Here is a 17,099-nt window from a genome sequence, read left to right as displayed (position 1 = left end):
TTCTGTAAGAAATAATAAGTCATCTTTTTCCTCTATATGACAATAGAGGCTTTGTTTAAAAACCTCTTTTGCCCCGCCTACTTATTTTAATTTTTCTAATAAGGCTTTGCCCACCAAAACAGCTGACGCTGGATTTTGTCCTGTAATAAGTTCACGGTCCACCACTACGTTTGGAGTCCACGCAGTGGTATTACTTTGATACTTAGCGCCAAGTGACTGTAAAGCCGTTTGTGGATAAAATTTCATTTCTCCACCTTTTAATAAAGCTTTAGCCTGCTCTTCTTCCTGATTACTAATCACCGTCATTCGATAATTTTTATAAATCCATTCGCCAGTTTTCACTGTTTTACCTTGTTCGAGTTGACCAACTACTTCCGAGGCATTAGGTAAAGTAGACATCAATGCAATAGGACCATGACAGACCAACGCAGTAGGTTTACCAGCTTTATGGAAAGCTGTAAGTACTTTTCCAAGTTGTTTATCTTTTAATAGATCTTGCATAGGTGCATGCCCACCTGGAATATAAATAGCATCAAACTGACCCACACCAATTTGTTCAATACGAGATAGGCTTACAACTGGAGAATCTTGAGCAGATGTTAATTTTAGATCATGCAATAAATCTGCATATTGCTTTAATGCTTTTTCATCTTGGTTAAAATACATCGCATTATTTGATGATTCATCTAAGGTTGGAGCTTTCCCTTTTGGTGTAGCGAAAGTTACTGTATGACCTGCATCTAAAAGCATTTTTGTAGGTTGCATCAACTCATTTAAGTAAAAGCCTGTTTTAAAAATATGACCTTTTTTTAGCTCTAAATGCGCCTCATCAGACAATACAATCAACACATGAGCAGCATTTGCACTGAATGCTGCTGAAACGGCAACTACTGCAAGCATTATTTTATTTAGAGATTTCATCATTCGACCTTCATTCCAACCATTTGCTGGATTTATATTTTGGATGGATATATTCTATTTTTACCAATCAGGTAGATAAACAACCACCTTTGCAAATCTTTTTTGCGTTTGAAGACTAAATGTCACGTCAATTTGACCATCTTGCCGATATTGAAGTGTTTTTAATTGTGGCTGAGAAGCTTTCTATTAGTGCAGCTGCAATTTATTTAGCAACAACTCCTTCAGTCATTAGTAGAACAATTACGCGGCTAGAGAAAAAACTTGGCATTCAGTTTTTTAGAAGAACAACTCGTCATTTGAGCCTGACTGAAGCTGGTCAACTTTATTATGAAAAGATGCAACATGCATTTCAGTTAATTGACCATGCAGAGCGTGCTATTCAAGGTAAGCAACTGCAAATTTCCGGCAAAATTAAATTAAGCGTACCCACTACCTATGGACACTATCGCCTTCCAGAATTACTACAAAAATTTCTTTTGCAATATCCAGATATTCAAATTGAAGTCAGTATTTCAAATCGAAACGTCGATTTAATTGCGGAAGGATTTGATTTAGCTATTCGTCAAGGTCAGCTTCCTAGTAGCACTCTCATTGCCAGACCTTTGGAGCTTGCCCCTCTTCAACTTGTTGCTTCACCCGATTATTTAAAACATATGGGTGTTCCTCAAACTTTGGAAGACTTAAACCATCACCAATGTATTGCCTTTGAATTACCGAGCACAGGTAAGGTCACTCCATGGTTTTTTAAAAATGGTGATAATGAAATTCAATGGATACCATCAAATCGGATTTTAGTAAAAGAAGATATTTTGGGAGTAGTTTCTCTTGCTGAAAGTGGATTAGGAATATGTCAGAGTTATAGCTTTATTGTTAATGAAAAGATCCGGCAAGGAAAATTGCAGCCCCTACTTGAGGGTTATGCAGGTCACACACGGCCCTTTTCTTTACTGTACGCACAACATAAACATATGTCGTCTGCGACAAGAGCTTTAATAAATTTTCTATGTTCTGATCGTGACTAACCCCGTCAAAACTAAATAAAGCTTAATTTATCTATATGAGTATTAAATATTCTATTTTAATAGAAAACATACAAACCAGACACTAAACTGCAATAATCAAAAGATGGTTCTCCATATTTGGGGAGAAGTGTTTTGTTACATTTGCCGTAACAAAAGATATAGGGTCCTGCAACTAGGGACACGGAGTCAAAAATGAAATTAAATGCTTGGTTATGTAGCGCTGTTCTAGCAACTTCAATGGTTACTGTGGCACATGCTGACAATACAACACATGTAGCAGCCGCTTCTGCTTTAGGTAGCGTAGCAGGTACTGCAATTGGTAAAAGCATGGGCGGTACATCAGGCGCAACAATTGGTGCTGCTTTAGGCGGTGCTGGTGGTGCAGCTGTTGCAAGTGACCGTCGTCACCGTACTGAATCTGCGATTGGCGGTGCTTTAGGTGGTGGTGCTGGTTATACCGTTGGTAAAAGCATGGGTGGTACAAACGGTGGTTATGTCGGCGCTGCTTTAGGTGCTGCGGGTGGTTCTGCTTTAGGTAATAAAATCTCTAAAGACCGTTATACAGAAAAATCTTCTAAACACTGGAAGAAAAAACACCGTCGTCATCACTAATCAAATTTGACGAACAGATATTTAAGCACCTTCGGGTGCTTTTTTATTATGAGTGATTAAAAGCTAATTTGTCGTATGCTCATGGTTTATCCACAAATTAATACAAACACTACAAACAGACACAAAACACTTGTATCACCCTTGGGGTTCTCCATAATTATCACGAAATTTTTTATTACATTTACCCCAAGATAAAGATAACTGTCCTTCCAGTAAAAAGGACATGGAGTTCTACGATGAAAATGAATATTTGGTTGGCTAGTGCATTAATTGCAACATCTTCTATGGTAACAGTTGCACATGCTGACAATGGTACACGTGTTGCTGCAACCTCTGCTTTAGGTAGTGTAGTGGGTACTGCAATTGGTAAAAGTATTGGTGGTACCTCAGGTGCAACAATCGGTGCTGCTTTAGGTGGTGCTGGTGGTGCAGCTGCAGCAAGTGATCGTCGTAATCGTACAGAAGCTGCAATTGGTGGTGCTTTAGGTGGTGGTGCTGGTTATACAGTCGGCAAAAATATGGGCGGCACCAACGGTGGATACATCGGTGCAGCAGTAGGTGCAGCTGGTGGTTCTGCATTAGGTCGTAAAGTTGCTGAAGATCGTAACTACGATGACCGTTATGACCGTGATCGTTACGATCGTGATGACCGCAGATATTACGATGGTGACCGTCGTTATTATAAAGGTGGTAGCCGTCGCCATGACAATGGCTTACACCGTGGTTGGTATAAAAACCGCTAATTCACAGATAAATCAAAAGAGCACCTTCGGGTGCTTTTTTATTTATAGCTAAAAATTAATATCGAAAAAAAACGATATACATCACACCCTATATATCGTATTATTTCGATATATCCTTATTCGAGAATATCGCATGCGATCACTTCAAGATACCAAGTTCTCCATTTTGGAACTTGCTCCTATTCGTAATGATAAAACCATCGAATTCTCATTACGTCACGCATTAGAATTGGCACAACATGCAGAAAAACTAGGTTATGAACGTTTCTGGCTTGCGGAACATCACAACATGGATGGAATCGCAAGTTCAGCTACCGCTGTCTTACTCGGTTTTATTGCAGCACATACACAGCATATTCGCTTAGGTTCAGGGGGAATTATGCTTCCTAACCATGCCCCTTTAGTTGTCGCAGAACAGTTCGGGACGCTTGCTACTTTATATCCAAATCGTATTGAACTTGGTTTAGGCCGTGCTCCCGGTACAGATCAACTCACCATGCGAGCTTTACGTCGTGGCCATCAAGAAACAGAAGATCAGTTTCCTCGAGATGTTGCCGAAATCTTAAAATATTTCGATGTACCTCAAGCAGAACAAAAAATTATTGCAACACCAGGGCAAAGCACCCATGTTCCTGTTTGGTTACTTGGATCTAGCCTATTTAGTGCACAACTCGCGGCAAAACTTGGACTTCCCTACTCATTTGCATCCCATTTTGCCCCACGTATGTTAGGTCAAGCGATTCAACTTTATCGGGAGAACTTTGAACCTTCTGAGTATCTAGATAAGCCATATGTTTCAATGGGTGTGCCTGTTGTTGTAGCAGATACAGATGAAGAAGCACAGTTTCTAGCAACAAGTGCCTACCAACGCGTATTAGGTTTAATTCGTGGAGAAAGCTTAAAGCTGAAACCACCAGTTGAATCAATGCAGGGATTATGGAATACAGCAGAACAACTTTCTGTCGAAAACTTCTATGCAATGGCGCAAATTGGTTCTGTAGATACTGTTCGCTCTGGCTTACAAAAGTTATTAGCGACGTATGATGTTGATGAATTTATTTTTACATGTGATGTATACGATACAGCTAAACGTTTAGAAAGCTTTACACAGCTCATGAATGTAAAAACAGAACATTAAACTCTACTTCAAGCTCCCATACTTGAATTGATTTCGAGTATGGGATGACCATCTATCTGAAAAGACTTTACCCCAACTTCCTGCTTGGTTATTTATATTAAAACGATAAAAACATCATGATTTAAAAAACCAAAAGGACTTTTGGAAAATGAGTATTAATATTAAAAATAACACTTCAAAATCAGTAATTTTTCAGAATATCTCTCAAGATTTCGAAGATTTTACTGGTCAAGTGATTTCCTCAACGTCAATTAAAGATTTTGACTTTTCACATTCATCTGTCGCGATTATTGGTACAAATCAAGATAGCGTGACTCATCTTGAAAAAATCTGTCAGCAAGCAAAATTTGTGACTGTCTTCCAAATCACTCCTCATTTTATTTTGCCCCATAGTCAGATGGGTACGCATAAGTTAATTACCCACCCACTTATTATCAAAAACCGCAGGTTATTTAATAATCGTGTTAAAAGCATTCTGGCACTACGTTTTCTAGAAACTCAAGTAAACGAACCATGGCTTAAGCGTCTTTTGACTCCCAATACTGCAACCACCAAAAAAGTATTTTTTAAATCCGACAGTTATTATGCAGCACTTCAGAAACCCAACTGTAAATTGCAAACATGGCCAATTGTTAAAATTACCAATAGATCTGTTCACAGCATGGATGGTATAGAACAACCTGTTGATATTATTATCAGAGCAATCCCATAAAAGTAAAAAAGCATGGTTTTAGGCCATGCTTTTTTATTTACTCATATTTTTGCAAATTACCATGATCATCGTAATGCAAAATGATGCGCTGTTTTTCTTGCAAATCATTTAGCATGTCGGAAGTAACTGAAAATTGGGCCGCTAATAATTCTACAGAACTATTAGGTGCCTTAGCACGTCGGTCCTCACCACTAAACCTAATCCAGTTATAACTTGCCCATAAAATTAAAATAAGCGCGCTAATTCCGATCATTAATGCTAAATGTAATAAGGTCTTAACTTCTGATAAGTGGTCTACCCAGACGTAATCATAAATTAAGTGACCTTCAAAAACCCATAAAAACAGTGAAACCAATGGGAAAAGCAGCCACATTAAACAAATCCAGCCAATGGTTTGTAATGTATAGTTTGCTGTTTTATTTTTGACATATTCCGGCTGATCAATATATTCAGGGATATCTAAAGTCTCTATATCCTTATTTTCCTCAAGTTTCATGGGTTATCTCCACGGAAGCCTCGGTCTGGACTTACCCAACGAGCACGTTTTTTTGTGTTAAATAAAGTTTTTGGTACCGCAACAACACTTGTAAACAAAGTCAGTAGCCAGAAAAATAACGGATACCAAATCACCCAAAAGTAATTTCTAAAAAAACGCCCTCGGTCATAACGATGATCAATCCACAAACTCACTAAAAACTGGATCAAACATGTTCCGCCTAATATTATACCGTACCACTGTGGCATAAGCGTTTTGATCTGCCATTGCTGAGGCAGTTCAACAAATAATCCAACAAAAAATAGCGTGAAGATCATGATCATCACATAAGACCAGATAATACTGACTAGCGCCTCAATCATGACCGGCCACATTCTTCGAACACGCAGTTTGAACATTTGTGGAATATATTCTATAAGAACCTCTACCCCACCTTGCGCCCAGCGAAGACGCTGTTTCCATAGACCTTTAAATGTCTCAGGCATATAGATATAACAAAGTGCTTGCGGAATATACTGAATATCCCAATGGTCGAGCTGTAACTTCCATGAAATATCAATATCTTCGGTAATTTTATCGTCAGACCAAAACCCGACTCGAACCAGTGCGGTTTTACGAAATGCTGCAATCACACCAGATACAGTAAAAATACGACCATATGTACGTTGTGCACGTTTGATCAAACCAATAATCGAAGAAAACTCACCAACTTGTAATTTTCCTAAAATACTAGATCGGTTTAAAATTCGCGGATTACCTGTTACAGCACCAATTCGCGGGAAGTTAATAAATGGTTGCATTAACCAAAGTACCGCATGCGGATGCAACAACGCATCTCCATCGATACAAACAAGATATTCGTATTTACTAACCAGTACTCCCGATCTTAAAGCTACGGCCTTACCCTGATTTTCTGCTAAGTGTACAACCCGAAGTCGTGAATCTTGCGCTGACAATTCATCTAGAATTTCGGCGGTCCTATCACTACTTCCGTCATTAACAGCAATGACTTCAAAATTAGGATATTTGGTTTGTAGCGCATAACGAATTGTTTGGCGTACTTGCGCTTCTTCGTTAAAACACGGAATGATGATACTGCATCCTTCACCTGTAGGTTCAGGAAGCGCTTGTTCGCGGTATTCTCTTTTAAAGAAAAACCAAAGTCCCCCTACCATCCATGTCCAAGCCATCAGTAAGGGATATAAAAAGGCAAAAGCAAACAGAATATCGAGTAATACCCTCATTACTTTTTCCCCTCTACCAATCCAGCAAAAGGCTGATACATCACAGGGCTAGCATTCAGACTAAGCGGATTATATAAATATTGATGAACATCTTTTGATTTTTCAAAGTCATAGCCATCAATACCGAATTTCTGGATTCCTACTCGCTGAATAGAAAATAGTCCTTGCTGAACCTCTTCCCAAGCATTTTTTTGCGAATTTTCTGGTAATACTAAAGTCAGCATTATTCTTTGCTTATCATTTTCATCAAGTGTATTTAATAGCGTTAACAACTGATTAAATTGTTTTTTCTTACCAATCACATCAAACTTCAAATTGACTAAGTCATGTTGCATTAAAAGTGTTTTTATAAGCTCAGGTAGATTTTCCACATGATCTAAATCAGGTGTAAGCAATAAACTAAACTGCGCCTGATTACTCATATTTAAATAAGGTTTTACCGCTTTTTTAGTCAGTTGACTCAGTTGTTCGAGCTGTTTTGATTGCTCAATACAACTTTCTTGCACTGTTATTTTTTGCATTGCGCAATTTAAAGATGATCCTGCATTAAGCTGAATACCACTTAAATTACTGTTAAAACGCGCAATATCTTTAGCTAAATCTACAGTTAAAAATGGTTTATTTTTTTGCGGATAAGCAGGCAACTCTAATATTACCGATTGGCCTGCGCGAGTTTGAGCCTGCCATAAACTACGGTTTAAAATATCTTGTTGAACAGACATTTTATTTGTAGGGAAATAAGCTACATCATATTGCCCATCTCCATCTTTGTCTTCCAAAGGCTTAAAGATTAAAGCGTTGTTTTTCAAACTATACAGTTTTGATAGCAACTGCCCTAATTTTTCATCAGTCTGAGAGTTTTGTTGCGCTGCTAAGTGCTTTAAATCCATACTCACAAAATGACGTGGCTGCTTAAATAAATCTGCCTCTTCGAAGTTCAGGATATTTAACATACCCTCTGTCAGTTGTTCGGCTGTTGGGTTATCAATGACTAAGCTACGTTTAAAAGTTGAGTCACTTACGCGATTCATTCCATCACGTCCCAAACTGAATGAAAACTGGAAACCCGCCTGTTGTGCTAGCTTTTCTAACTGTTCATTCACGGCGCCATAAGGCCAAATAATTGCTTTAGGATTAACCCCTACTTCTTTTTTTAAAACTGCATAAGATTTTTTTAAATCCTGCAAAATGCGCTGTTGATATTCCGCATCGGTTTCATAACGTGATTGCGATTTTAAATAGGCATAAGAAGTAGCAGCAGGTTGCTCATTGCCTTGAGGATTGGCTAATACACCATGATGTAAATCATCGCTATGGCTTGCAAACTCGGCTAAGCCAGATGCTTGCATTTCACGAACTTGAGCCCAGTTCACCAAATTACCTTGACCATAGGCTTCATAACCCGCTTTTATATTACCATTTAACCAACTGGTTGGAAGTGCAAAAACTGCTGGGATTTTATATTGCTTAAGCAAAGGAAATACTCGGCTATAACTACTTAAAGCACCATCATCAAAGGTCAGTAGAATAGAGTTATGAGGTAATTCTTTACCTTGCTTGCGCGCCTCTTCAATGTCTTTTAGTCGAATCGGTTTCCAGTCCGACTGACTAAGCCAATCGAGAAACTGCGCCAGATTATTGGTCTGAATCGCATAAATATCACGATCACCTTCCTTGAGTACGTCATCTCGTACATCATGAAAAGTTAACGAAACCGTATGATTTTTTGGTAGTTCAGTTTCAATGCGGGCATAGGCAAATTGTACGGGTAATAATGTTGAGGCAAACACACAGCTCAACATTTTTGACATCATGTTATTCATTAAAAACGCCCTTCAAATCCGAAAATACCGTAGGTATGTTGTTCATCATGACCATCGTATGGATGGTATTGCCAACCAATTCCATAATTAAGTTGCCAAGTCCGTGAGAGCTGCCATTGATGTTGATATTGCAAAGAGTATGTTGGTCGAGCTGAGTAATCTGCTTGTTTATAAAGCCCGACTCCAGCTTCAAAATGCTGTTTAAATGAGCGTTCGTATTCTCGCCAAGTGACCCAGTCATGACTTAAATTCAACTCAGCACTGTAATGATTACTTGGGCTAAAGTAAGCGGTCTCATCTTGGCTATTGCTGCCATAAAATCCACGTACCGTTCCATAGGTAATATGATGAGGCGCATCAAATAATCGCTCACGCCAAAAGGTCGAAAATTCTTGTTGTTTATTACCGTCGCTTATATCGGTTAAGCCATAACTTGCCCCAATTTGGCGTGACTCATCTTTTTGCCATGTCAAAGCGGCGCGGTAAGCTTGTCCATCCTCACCCGCATCAATTGCTTGTAATGGAATATTAGCCTGACTGTCATATTGCAATTGATATTGCCAGTGGTCGTTTAGCCATTGTGACCAATCAAGACGAACACCTGCTTGTCCACCATCAGTACTTTGCGACAAAATTGCCGACAATGCCTTACGGTTTTCTTGCCACTCAGCACCGACACCATAACGTTGATCATGCACATCACCAAAACGGTATTCTCCGTAACGATCTTGATGCCAAGCAAATAGGCGATAATTATCTTTAATCCAAGGGCTATTAATACGCGTTTCTATTTCGCGGTCTTTCAAACCATTTTGCCCACTCACAGAATCACTCTTCTCTGCTTTACTTTGGCCCCAAGTTGTTGAATGAGAGATGGTTGCTCTATCACGATCATCTAATTCTTTTCGACTTTTAACTACGCCACTATCTTCAGGATAATATTGCAAAAGACTTTCTGTGCTTTTGCGCCACTCAGGAATATTCCCTAAAGCCTGGGCATTTTGCATTTGGTTAATACGCGTATCTTTAGCAACTGGCGTTAAGCCATTTAAACGATCAATTGTTTGCTTCGCCTGTAATGGCTTATCTCTCCAGCGCTCAACACGAGCAAGGTTATTAATTAAACCTTGATTAGCAGGTGCAAGATCTACTTGTTTCTGAAAATGCTTTTCTGATTTATCCAAATGATTTGCATAAGCTAAATGCATGCCTTGTAAAGCGATATAATCATCACGATCAGGATGACTTGATTTATCCACCCCTTTGGCTTGACTGTATTTATACGTAGGGATCAACCGATCAACATCATTCAAAAGTTGCTCAGCTTGTTTATATTTTTCTTGTTCAATATAAGAATAATAAAGCCCCGTATATACCGTCATATCTGAATAGTTTTTTTCGGTAAGTAAGGTTTTAAAAGCGAGTTCAGCCTGCTGCGGTTGTCTTTCTGCTAAATAACTATCCGCAATCGCATGACGTACATAAGCCGGTAGCTTTTCTAACGGTACATTTAATTTAGTAAATTCATCTAATACCGTACGGCTACGCCCACGAAAGTCCAAAGCATATAAATAGTCATAATGAAATCTTAAATAATTGGAGTCTGACGGTTGAATCAAAGGCTGTATTTGCTCACCTTGTTTCAATACAGCATCAAGCTCAGCAAAGCCTTCACTATCCGACATCCCTTCTCGATTGAGATATTTATAGCGAGTAATTGCATTATTTACACGTTGAGAAAACTCACTGACTTTTAACCAGTGCTGTAGCGCTTCTGTTTGTGCATTTTTATCGCTGGCAAGCAATAACTGCTGAGCTTTTTTATAGGAACCTACAGCCGCTAAGTCATAACTATATTCTTGTAAAACCGCAAAAGAGTTTGGTTGCTGTTGATAAGCTTGCTCAATTACAGATAAAGCATCTACTGGTGAATTAATGAGTCGATATGCATAAGCAATTTGAACAAATTGCTCAGCTGTAAGATTTTTATTCTTAATACTTGTTAAATGTACCTTAGCATTTACAGGATCTTGAGCTTCAGCATATAAAACTGCTAATAAAATCTGCCCATCAGATGTCTTGTGAATATTAAATTTGTTCGACCACTCAATTGCATCTTTAAAGTGTTTAAAATCACGCAAATTACGTATTAATGGTAATTGGCCATATTCTGGAAAAGTCACATAATTAATATTTGCTAAATGCTGAGAAAAAGTCAGTAGATCTTTTTTTTCACTTGACATTACAACTAAATAATCAGCTAGCAATTTTTGGTCATGTGGGTATTTATTTAGCAATTGATCTAATTTCAATATTGCTTGTTGAGTTTGTCCAGTTTTGTAAGTATGAATAGCTTGCTCTCGCAATTCATCCACTTGAGCGGCATATAAATTAAGTGGCAAGATATATACCAATGAAAAAACACATTTTTTTAGCATTTTGATAATCAGATAGTCCCATATCGAGGTGGGAAAGTATAATTAAAATAAAAAACTAATCACACAACACCAAAAAAGTGTGAACCATTTAACATTTTATAAATTATGGATTTTTTATGGATGATTTTCTAAAATATTTAGAAAAATTAAATAATTACTATTTTTTAACACAATAAAAAATATACACTTCTTTTCAATAGAGTTATTTAAATTTACAAATGAGTTTCAAAATATCCACGGGTTTATAACCAATAAGAACCTTTTAATAACATTTTGTTTTATATTTAAAACTTTTATTTTTCACTAAGATATATGTATAAAAAAACCATTCAACTTATCTATAACTAATATACAAAAATTGAATGGTCAAAATAAGCATTTGATTAAATTAACCAATACGACGTTTTAATCCCGTCATTTGTAAAATACGTGTTGAAATCTCTTCAATCGACATTTCGGTCACGTTTAAATATTTAATGCCTTCTGAAATATAAATCCCTTCAATTGCTCTTAGCTCCATTTGGCATTGGCTAAAACTTGCATAACGGCTATTCGCTTTACGTTCACTACGAATTGCGACCAAACGCTCAGCATCAATCATCAAACCAAATAACTTACTACGATGAGCTCTTAATACTGCTGGTAACCGGTTATCATCTAAATCTTCTTCAGTTAATGGATAGTTTGCAACACGAATACCGAATTGAAGAGATAAGTAAATAGAAGTCGGTGTTTTACCCGAACGGGAAACTCCAATTAATATTAAATCGGCTTTGTCATAATGACGAGTACGTGCTCCATCATCATTATCAAGCGCAAAATGAACAGCATCAATACGGGCTTTATAATATTCAGAATCGGTTACCGCGTGGGTCTGCCCGACCAATGTTGTTGGTGGTGTCCCAAGCTCTTGCTCAAGTTTACTAATTAAGCCTTCAAAGACATCAAGATTAACTGCTTTAGCCGTATTAATAATCTCCCGCACATGCGGATCGACTAAAGTATCAAATACTAAAGGTAGGCAACCGTCTTTGGTTTGGCATCGATTAATCTCAACCACCACATCCATTGCCGCCTCTTCAGTTGTAATATACGGCATGATGTGAATATCAAAATCTACATTGGGAAATTGTGCTAATAACGAATGTCCAAGAGTCTCGGCAGTAATTGCAGTTCCATCAGAAATAAAAAAAACACTCCGCTTAAATTGTTTACTTTCTGACATTAAAATTCTCCTTAAACATTTGTCTTAGTGCTATATAATCTTTATAGTAAACTGATCTTACATGACTGTCGCTTAGTATAATTCTCAACTAAGCACTTTATTTTTATAATTTCATGCCAAGATAGACATTAATACTGCAAAAGTGGAGTGAAAACTTTGGAAGCGCGCGTAATCGGTCTAGAAAAATTAGGGAAACACGATGTCGAACTCGTAGGTGGGAAAAACTCATCTTTGGGTGAAATGATCAGCCATTTATCAAATGCTGGTGTATCGGTACCTGGTGGCTTTGCAACTACTGCTGCTGCCTATCGTGAGTTCTTAGACCAAAGTGGTCTTAACGCTCGAATTCAAGCAGAACTTGCTCAACTCAACGTCGATGATGTAAATGCTCTTGCAGAAACAGGTGCAAAAATTCGTCAATGGATTGTAGAGACTCCACTCACTGCAACCTTAGAACAAGAAATTCGCGCCGCTTTTACAGCACTTTCTAACGGCAACCCTGACATCGCGGTTGCCGTTCGTTCATCTGCAACTGCTGAAGATTTACCAGATGCTTCTTTCGCGGGTCAGCAAGAAACTTTCTTGAATATTCGCGGTATTGATAACGTACTTATTGCGATTAAAGAAGTGTTTGCTTCTTTATATAATGACCGTGCAATTTCTTACCGTGTGCACCAGGGTTTTGATCATGACATCGTTGCACTTTCTGCGGGTGTTCAGCGTATGGTTCGTTCTGAAACTGGCGCTGCGGGTGTAATGTTTACACTTGATACAGAATCTGGTTTCCGTGATGTTGTATTTATCACTGCATCTTACGGTTTAGGTGAAATGGTTGTACAAGGTGCCGTTAACCCAGATGAGTTTTACCTATCTAAACCATTATTAAATGCAGGAAGACATTCTGTTTTACGTCGTAACCTTGGCTCTAAACACCAAAAAATGATTTATGGTGAAGAAGGTTCTGCGGGTAAATCTGTTGTTGTTGTTGATGTTGAAAAACAAGACCGTCAACAATTCGCTTTAAATGACCATGAGTTACAAGAGTTAGCTAAACAAGCGCTTATCATTGAGCAGCATTACGGTGCTCCAATGGATATCGAATGGGCAAAAGACGGTGATGACGGTCAAATTTATATTGTTCAAGCCCGTCCTGAAACTGTAAAAAGCCGCCAAAATGTAGGCACTATGGAACGCTACCTTCTCAAACAAAGAGGTACTGTTCTTTGTGAAGGTCGTTCAATTGGTCAACGTATTGGTTCTGGTAAAGTCCGTATTGTTAACTCAATTAAAGAAATGGACAAAGTTCAAGAAGGCGACGTTCTTGTATCAGATATGACCGATCCTGACTGGGAACCGGTAATGAAACGTGCTGCTGCAATTATCACTAACCGTGGTGGTCGTACATGTCACGCAGCAATTATTGCACGTGAACTTGGTGTACCAGCGATTGTTGGTTGTGGTAACGCAACAGAAGTATTAACTGATGGCCAGGAAGTAACTGTTTCTTGTGCTGAAGGTGATACAGGTTTCATTTACGAAGGTGCTTTAGATTTCGAAGTTCAACGCAACTCAATCGAATCTATGCCTAAGCTTTCGTTTAAAATTATGATGAATGTAGGTAACCCTGACCGTGCATTTGACTTTGCTCAAATTCCAAACGAAGGTATTGGCCTTGCTCGTCTTGAGTTCATCATTAACCGCATGATCGGTGTGCACCCTAAAGCCTTACTCAATATTGATAGCCTACCTCGTGAAACTCGTGCTGCGGTTTTAACTCGTACCGCAGGTTATGCATCACCTGTAGATTTCTATGTTGAAAAATTGGTTGAAGGTATTGCAACTCTTGCTGCTGCATTTGGTGACAAGCCAGTTATCGTTCGTATGTCTGACTTCAAGTCAAACGAATACGCAAACTTAATTGGTGGTAAGTTATACGAGCCTGAAGAAGAAAACCCGATGCTCGGTTTCCGTGGTGCAAGCCGTTATGTATCTGATAACTTCCGTGATTGTTTCGAATTAGAATGTCGCGCACTTAAGAAAGTTCGTGATGAAATGGGTCTAACCAATATTCAAATCATGATTCCTTTTGTACGCACAGTATCTGAAGCAAAACGTGTTATTGAATTACTTGCACAAAATGGCTTAAAACGTGGTGAGAACGGATTAAAAGTAATCATGATGTGCGAATTACCAACTAACGCTCTGTTAGCTGAACAATTCTTAGAGCACTTCGATGGTTTCTCTATTGGTTCTAATGACTTAACTCAGTTAACGTTAGGCCTTGACCGTGACTCAGGTATTGTTTCACACTTATTTGATGAACGTGATGCAGCTGTTAAAGCTCTTCTTTCAATGGCAATCCATGCCTGCCGTAAAGCAGGTAAATATGTAGGTATCTGTGGTCAAGGTCCTTCAGACCATCCAGATCTTGCAAAATGGTTAATGGAACAAGGTATTGAATCTGTCTCTCTTAACCCAGACTCAGTTTTAGATACATGGTTCTTCCTTGCTGAAGAAAAAATCAAGCAAATCTAATATGTTATAAAAAAAGGCCCATCCGTGGGTCTTTTTTCATCTTTAGAATAGAGAATTTTTATTTATGCAAATTTACTTGGCACGTAATAATCAACAAGCTGGGCCTTATACTTTAGAACAAGTAAATCAAATGTTGGCTAGCCAACAAATTTTGTTAACTGATTTAGCTTGGCATGAAGGCATGACAGAATGGAAAGCTTTAGGAGAATTAACCCAAGGTAAACTTGTATATCAACCTATCGGTTATTCTGTACCTACAATAAATACGAATACATCAACTAATGAAACTATTCGTCAAATTCGTGTAGAACCTAAAGTTCATGAACTTGCATCTATTCCAGCTCGGGCTTTAGCAAAAATTATTGATTTATTGCTTTGGTTACCAATCGCTGCAATTCCTTCTTTTTTCTTTAATGAAGCTCAATATAAGCAATTATTCGAGCTGCAAAAACAGATGCAATCTGCCGAAGTCGCATCGACTAAAGCTGCAGAATTGCAACAGCAACTTTTTACTTTAATTCCAATAGAAGCTTGGCATTCAATGCTTCTTTACGTCGTAATTATGCTTGCAATTCAAGCCGTTCTTTTAACAAAGTTTGGTCAGAGTATAGGTAAGAAAATTGTTGGAATTAAAATTGTAGATGCTGAGGACAATAGCAAGGTTAATTTAACTCGCATCTTCTTATTAAGAAGTATTGTTTTTATCATATTAAACTTATTGTTTATGCCGATCAGTACAATTATTGACTACGCTTTTGCATTAGGACAAAAGCGACAAGCTTTACATGACAAAATTGCAAGAACAAAAGTGATCAAATGATAGTGAATGACTCATTCATTTAATGTCTAAAAAAAGAGGAGGCACCCCGCCTCCTTTTTTCTATAGTGAGTTGATATTTAAATAAAAGCTCTATTGCGATTCGATACCCTACAAAAAAAATCGGGTTTTAAAACAATTATTTCAGCCTACTTTATGTATAGCTTAGTTTGTCGATATGAGGCATAATGCCCTACAACGTAGCGGTGTCATATAATTGAGAAGTCTAAATTTAAGGATTAGCGTTCTCAATCATGCGACACTTTAATCGCTATCCCATATTTAATTAGGGAATGGGACTCTTCACCGAGGTTGTAAAATGAGACAAACGATTTTAGCTGTATTGTCTTTATCAACGCTTGCCGCACTTTTGACTGGGTGTGGTGGTGATATGGTACTTCTAAACTCTAAAGGTCCAGTTGGTCAAGGTCAAAGTGACCTTATGATGACTGCGATCTATTTAATGTTACTTGTGGTGATTCCTTCAATCATCATGGCATTATGGTTTGGTTGGAAATATCGCGCGTCAAATAAAGATGCAGACTATAAACCTACATGGGCACACTCAACTGCAATTGAAGTTGTAGTATGGGGTATCCCTGTCATTATTATTGGTATTTTAGCTTGGTTAACTTGGTGGGGTTCCCACAAGTATGACCCATACCGTCCTTTAGAATCAGATAAAGCACCTTTAACTATTCAAGTTATTGCTGAACAGTTTAAGTGGATCTTTATTTATCCTGAACAAAACATTGCAACAGTTAACGAAGTACGTTTCCCTGAAAAAACTCCGTTAAGCTTTAAAATCACTTCTAACTTTACAATGAACTCATTCTTCATTCCACAGTTAGGCGGCCAGATTTATGCAATGGCAGGTATGCAAACTCACCTTCATTTGTTAGCAAATGAAACTGGTGTATATCGTGGTTTCTCTTCTAACTACTCAGGTTACGGTTTCTCTCAAATGCGTTTCAAGGCGCATAGTGTTACAGAGCAACAATTCAACGAATGGGTAGCAGCGGTTAAAGCAGGTAATGGTTCAACCATTAACCCAGAAGCAGTTCAAAAAACTACGCTTGACCAAGCTGAATTGGCAACCTTACGTGATGGTAACCGTTCTAAGCATCAGATCGAGCATTTAGTAAATCGTGCTAAAGCTGCTGGTGATGAAAAAGCAGTTGCTGAAGCTGAAGCTATGAAACCGTTCCCGACTAAGCCACACCCTGTGACTTATTACTCTACTGTTGAGCCTAAATTGTTTGAAACAATTATCAACCACTATATGAGTAACTATCATGGTGTTGACCACTCTGCTGAACACGCAACAGCTGACACTCATGCTGCAGCTGAACACGCTGCTCAAGGGGAATAAG

General features: G+C 38.2%; 14 protein-coding genes. 8 read left to right on the top strand and 6 right to left on the bottom strand.

Annotated elements, in window-relative coordinates; genetic code table 11:
• Window positions 1-81: 81 nt before the first annotated feature.
• Window positions 82-921, bottom strand: coding sequence for a type 1 glutamine amidotransferase domain-containing protein (locus F928_RS08095; protein WP_005073608.1), 840 nt, complete (start codon window positions 919-921; stop codon window positions 82-84).
• A 119-nt stretch (window positions 922-1,040) separates the two neighbouring features.
• Here F928_RS08095 and F928_RS08090 point away from each other — a divergent pair, with 119 nt between their 5' ends.
• From F928_RS08090 to F928_RS08070, 5 genes are all read left to right on the top strand, one after another.
• A complete protein-coding gene (locus tag F928_RS08090; RefSeq protein WP_005073606.1) occupies window positions 1,041-1,943 on the top strand; it encodes a LysR family transcriptional regulator in 903 nt (300 codons plus the stop codon).
• 192 nt (window positions 1,944-2,135) lie between these two features.
• Window positions 2,136-2,555, top strand: coding sequence for a glycine zipper domain-containing protein (locus F928_RS08085; RefSeq protein WP_005073603.1), 420 nt, complete (start codon window positions 2,136-2,138; stop codon window positions 2,553-2,555).
• Between the two features lie 236 nt (window positions 2,556-2,791).
• Window positions 2,792-3,298 (top strand): hypothetical protein, encoded by a 507-nt coding sequence (locus F928_RS08080; RefSeq protein ID WP_002119687.1) that lies wholly within the window; start codon window positions 2,792-2,794, stop codon window positions 3,296-3,298.
• Window positions 3,299-3,431: 133 nt separating this feature from the next.
• The gene (gene yhbW / locus F928_RS08075) at window positions 3,432-4,436 is read left to right on the top strand and encodes an LLM class flavin-dependent oxidoreductase (RefSeq protein ID WP_005073602.1); all 1,005 of its coding nucleotides are present in this window, start codon (window positions 3,432-3,434) and stop codon (window positions 4,434-4,436) included.
• 148 nt (window positions 4,437-4,584) lie between these two features.
• Window positions 4,585-5,148 (top strand): NAD(P)/FAD-dependent oxidoreductase, encoded by a 564-nt coding sequence (locus F928_RS08070; protein ID WP_005073599.1) that lies wholly within the window; start codon window positions 4,585-4,587, stop codon window positions 5,146-5,148.
• Between the two features lie 37 nt (window positions 5,149-5,185).
• Here F928_RS08070 and pgaD read toward each other — a convergent pair whose 3' ends face one another.
• The 5 genes from pgaD to F928_RS08045 form a co-directional block, all read right to left on the bottom strand.
• Window positions 5,186-5,644: a poly-beta-1,6-N-acetyl-D-glucosamine biosynthesis protein PgaD gene (gene pgaD / locus F928_RS08065; protein ID WP_005073598.1), complete on the bottom strand. Its 459-nt coding sequence runs from the start codon at window positions 5,642-5,644 to the stop codon at window positions 5,186-5,188.
• Window positions 5,641-6,888 carry a poly-beta-1,6-N-acetyl-D-glucosamine synthase gene (gene pgaC / locus F928_RS08060; RefSeq protein WP_005073596.1) on the bottom strand — a complete coding sequence of 416 codons (1,248 nt, stop codon included), beginning with the start codon at window positions 6,886-6,888 and terminating at the stop codon, window positions 5,641-5,643. The genes pgaD and pgaC overlap by 4 nt, the downstream gene beginning before the upstream one ends.
• Entirely contained in the window at window positions 6,888-8,711 is a 1,824-nt protein-coding gene (gene pgaB, locus F928_RS08055; RefSeq protein ID WP_005073594.1) for a poly-beta-1,6-N-acetyl-D-glucosamine N-deacetylase PgaB, read from the bottom strand. Before pgaB ends, pgaC begins: the two co-directional genes overlap by 1 nt.
• The gene (gene pgaA, locus F928_RS08050; RefSeq protein ID WP_005073592.1) at window positions 8,711-11,149 is read right to left on the bottom strand and encodes a poly-beta-1,6 N-acetyl-D-glucosamine export porin PgaA; all 2,439 of its coding nucleotides are present in this window, start codon (window positions 11,147-11,149) and stop codon (window positions 8,711-8,713) included. Before pgaA ends, pgaB begins: the two co-directional genes overlap by 1 nt.
• A 388-nt stretch (window positions 11,150-11,537) precedes the next feature.
• Complete coding sequence (locus F928_RS08045; protein WP_002119749.1) at window positions 11,538-12,374, bottom strand: posphoenolpyruvate synthetase regulatory kinase/phosphorylase PpsR; 837 nt, start codon at window positions 12,372-12,374, stop codon at window positions 11,538-11,540.
• Between the two features lie 147 nt (window positions 12,375-12,521).
• On the opposite strand from F928_RS08045, the gene ppsA reads away from it, so the two are divergent.
• The 3 genes from ppsA to cyoA all read left to right on the top strand — a co-directional run bounded on the left by ppsA (window position 12,522) and on the right by cyoA (window position 17,098).
• A complete protein-coding gene (ppsA, locus tag F928_RS08040) occupies window positions 12,522-14,909 on the top strand; it encodes a phosphoenolpyruvate synthase (protein ID WP_005803576.1) in 2,388 nt (795 codons plus the stop codon).
• Window positions 14,910-14,973: 64 nt separating this feature from the next.
• A complete protein-coding gene (locus F928_RS08035) occupies window positions 14,974-15,729 on the top strand; it encodes an RDD family protein (RefSeq protein WP_002119677.1) in 756 nt (251 codons plus the stop codon).
• A 316-nt stretch (window positions 15,730-16,045) separates the two neighbouring features.
• A complete protein-coding gene (gene cyoA / locus F928_RS08030) occupies window positions 16,046-17,098 on the top strand; it encodes a ubiquinol oxidase subunit II (protein WP_002119579.1) in 1,053 nt (350 codons plus the stop codon).
• Window position 17,099 lies beyond the last annotated feature (1 nt).

It is taken from the genome of Acinetobacter pittii ATCC 19004 = CIP 70.29 (genome assembly GCF_000369045.1).
Lineage (GTDB): Bacteria > Pseudomonadota > Gammaproteobacteria > Pseudomonadales > Moraxellaceae > Acinetobacter > Acinetobacter pittii.
The sequence above is the reverse complement of the archived record's forward strand: the minus strand, read 5'-3'. Positions and strand labels throughout refer to the sequence as shown.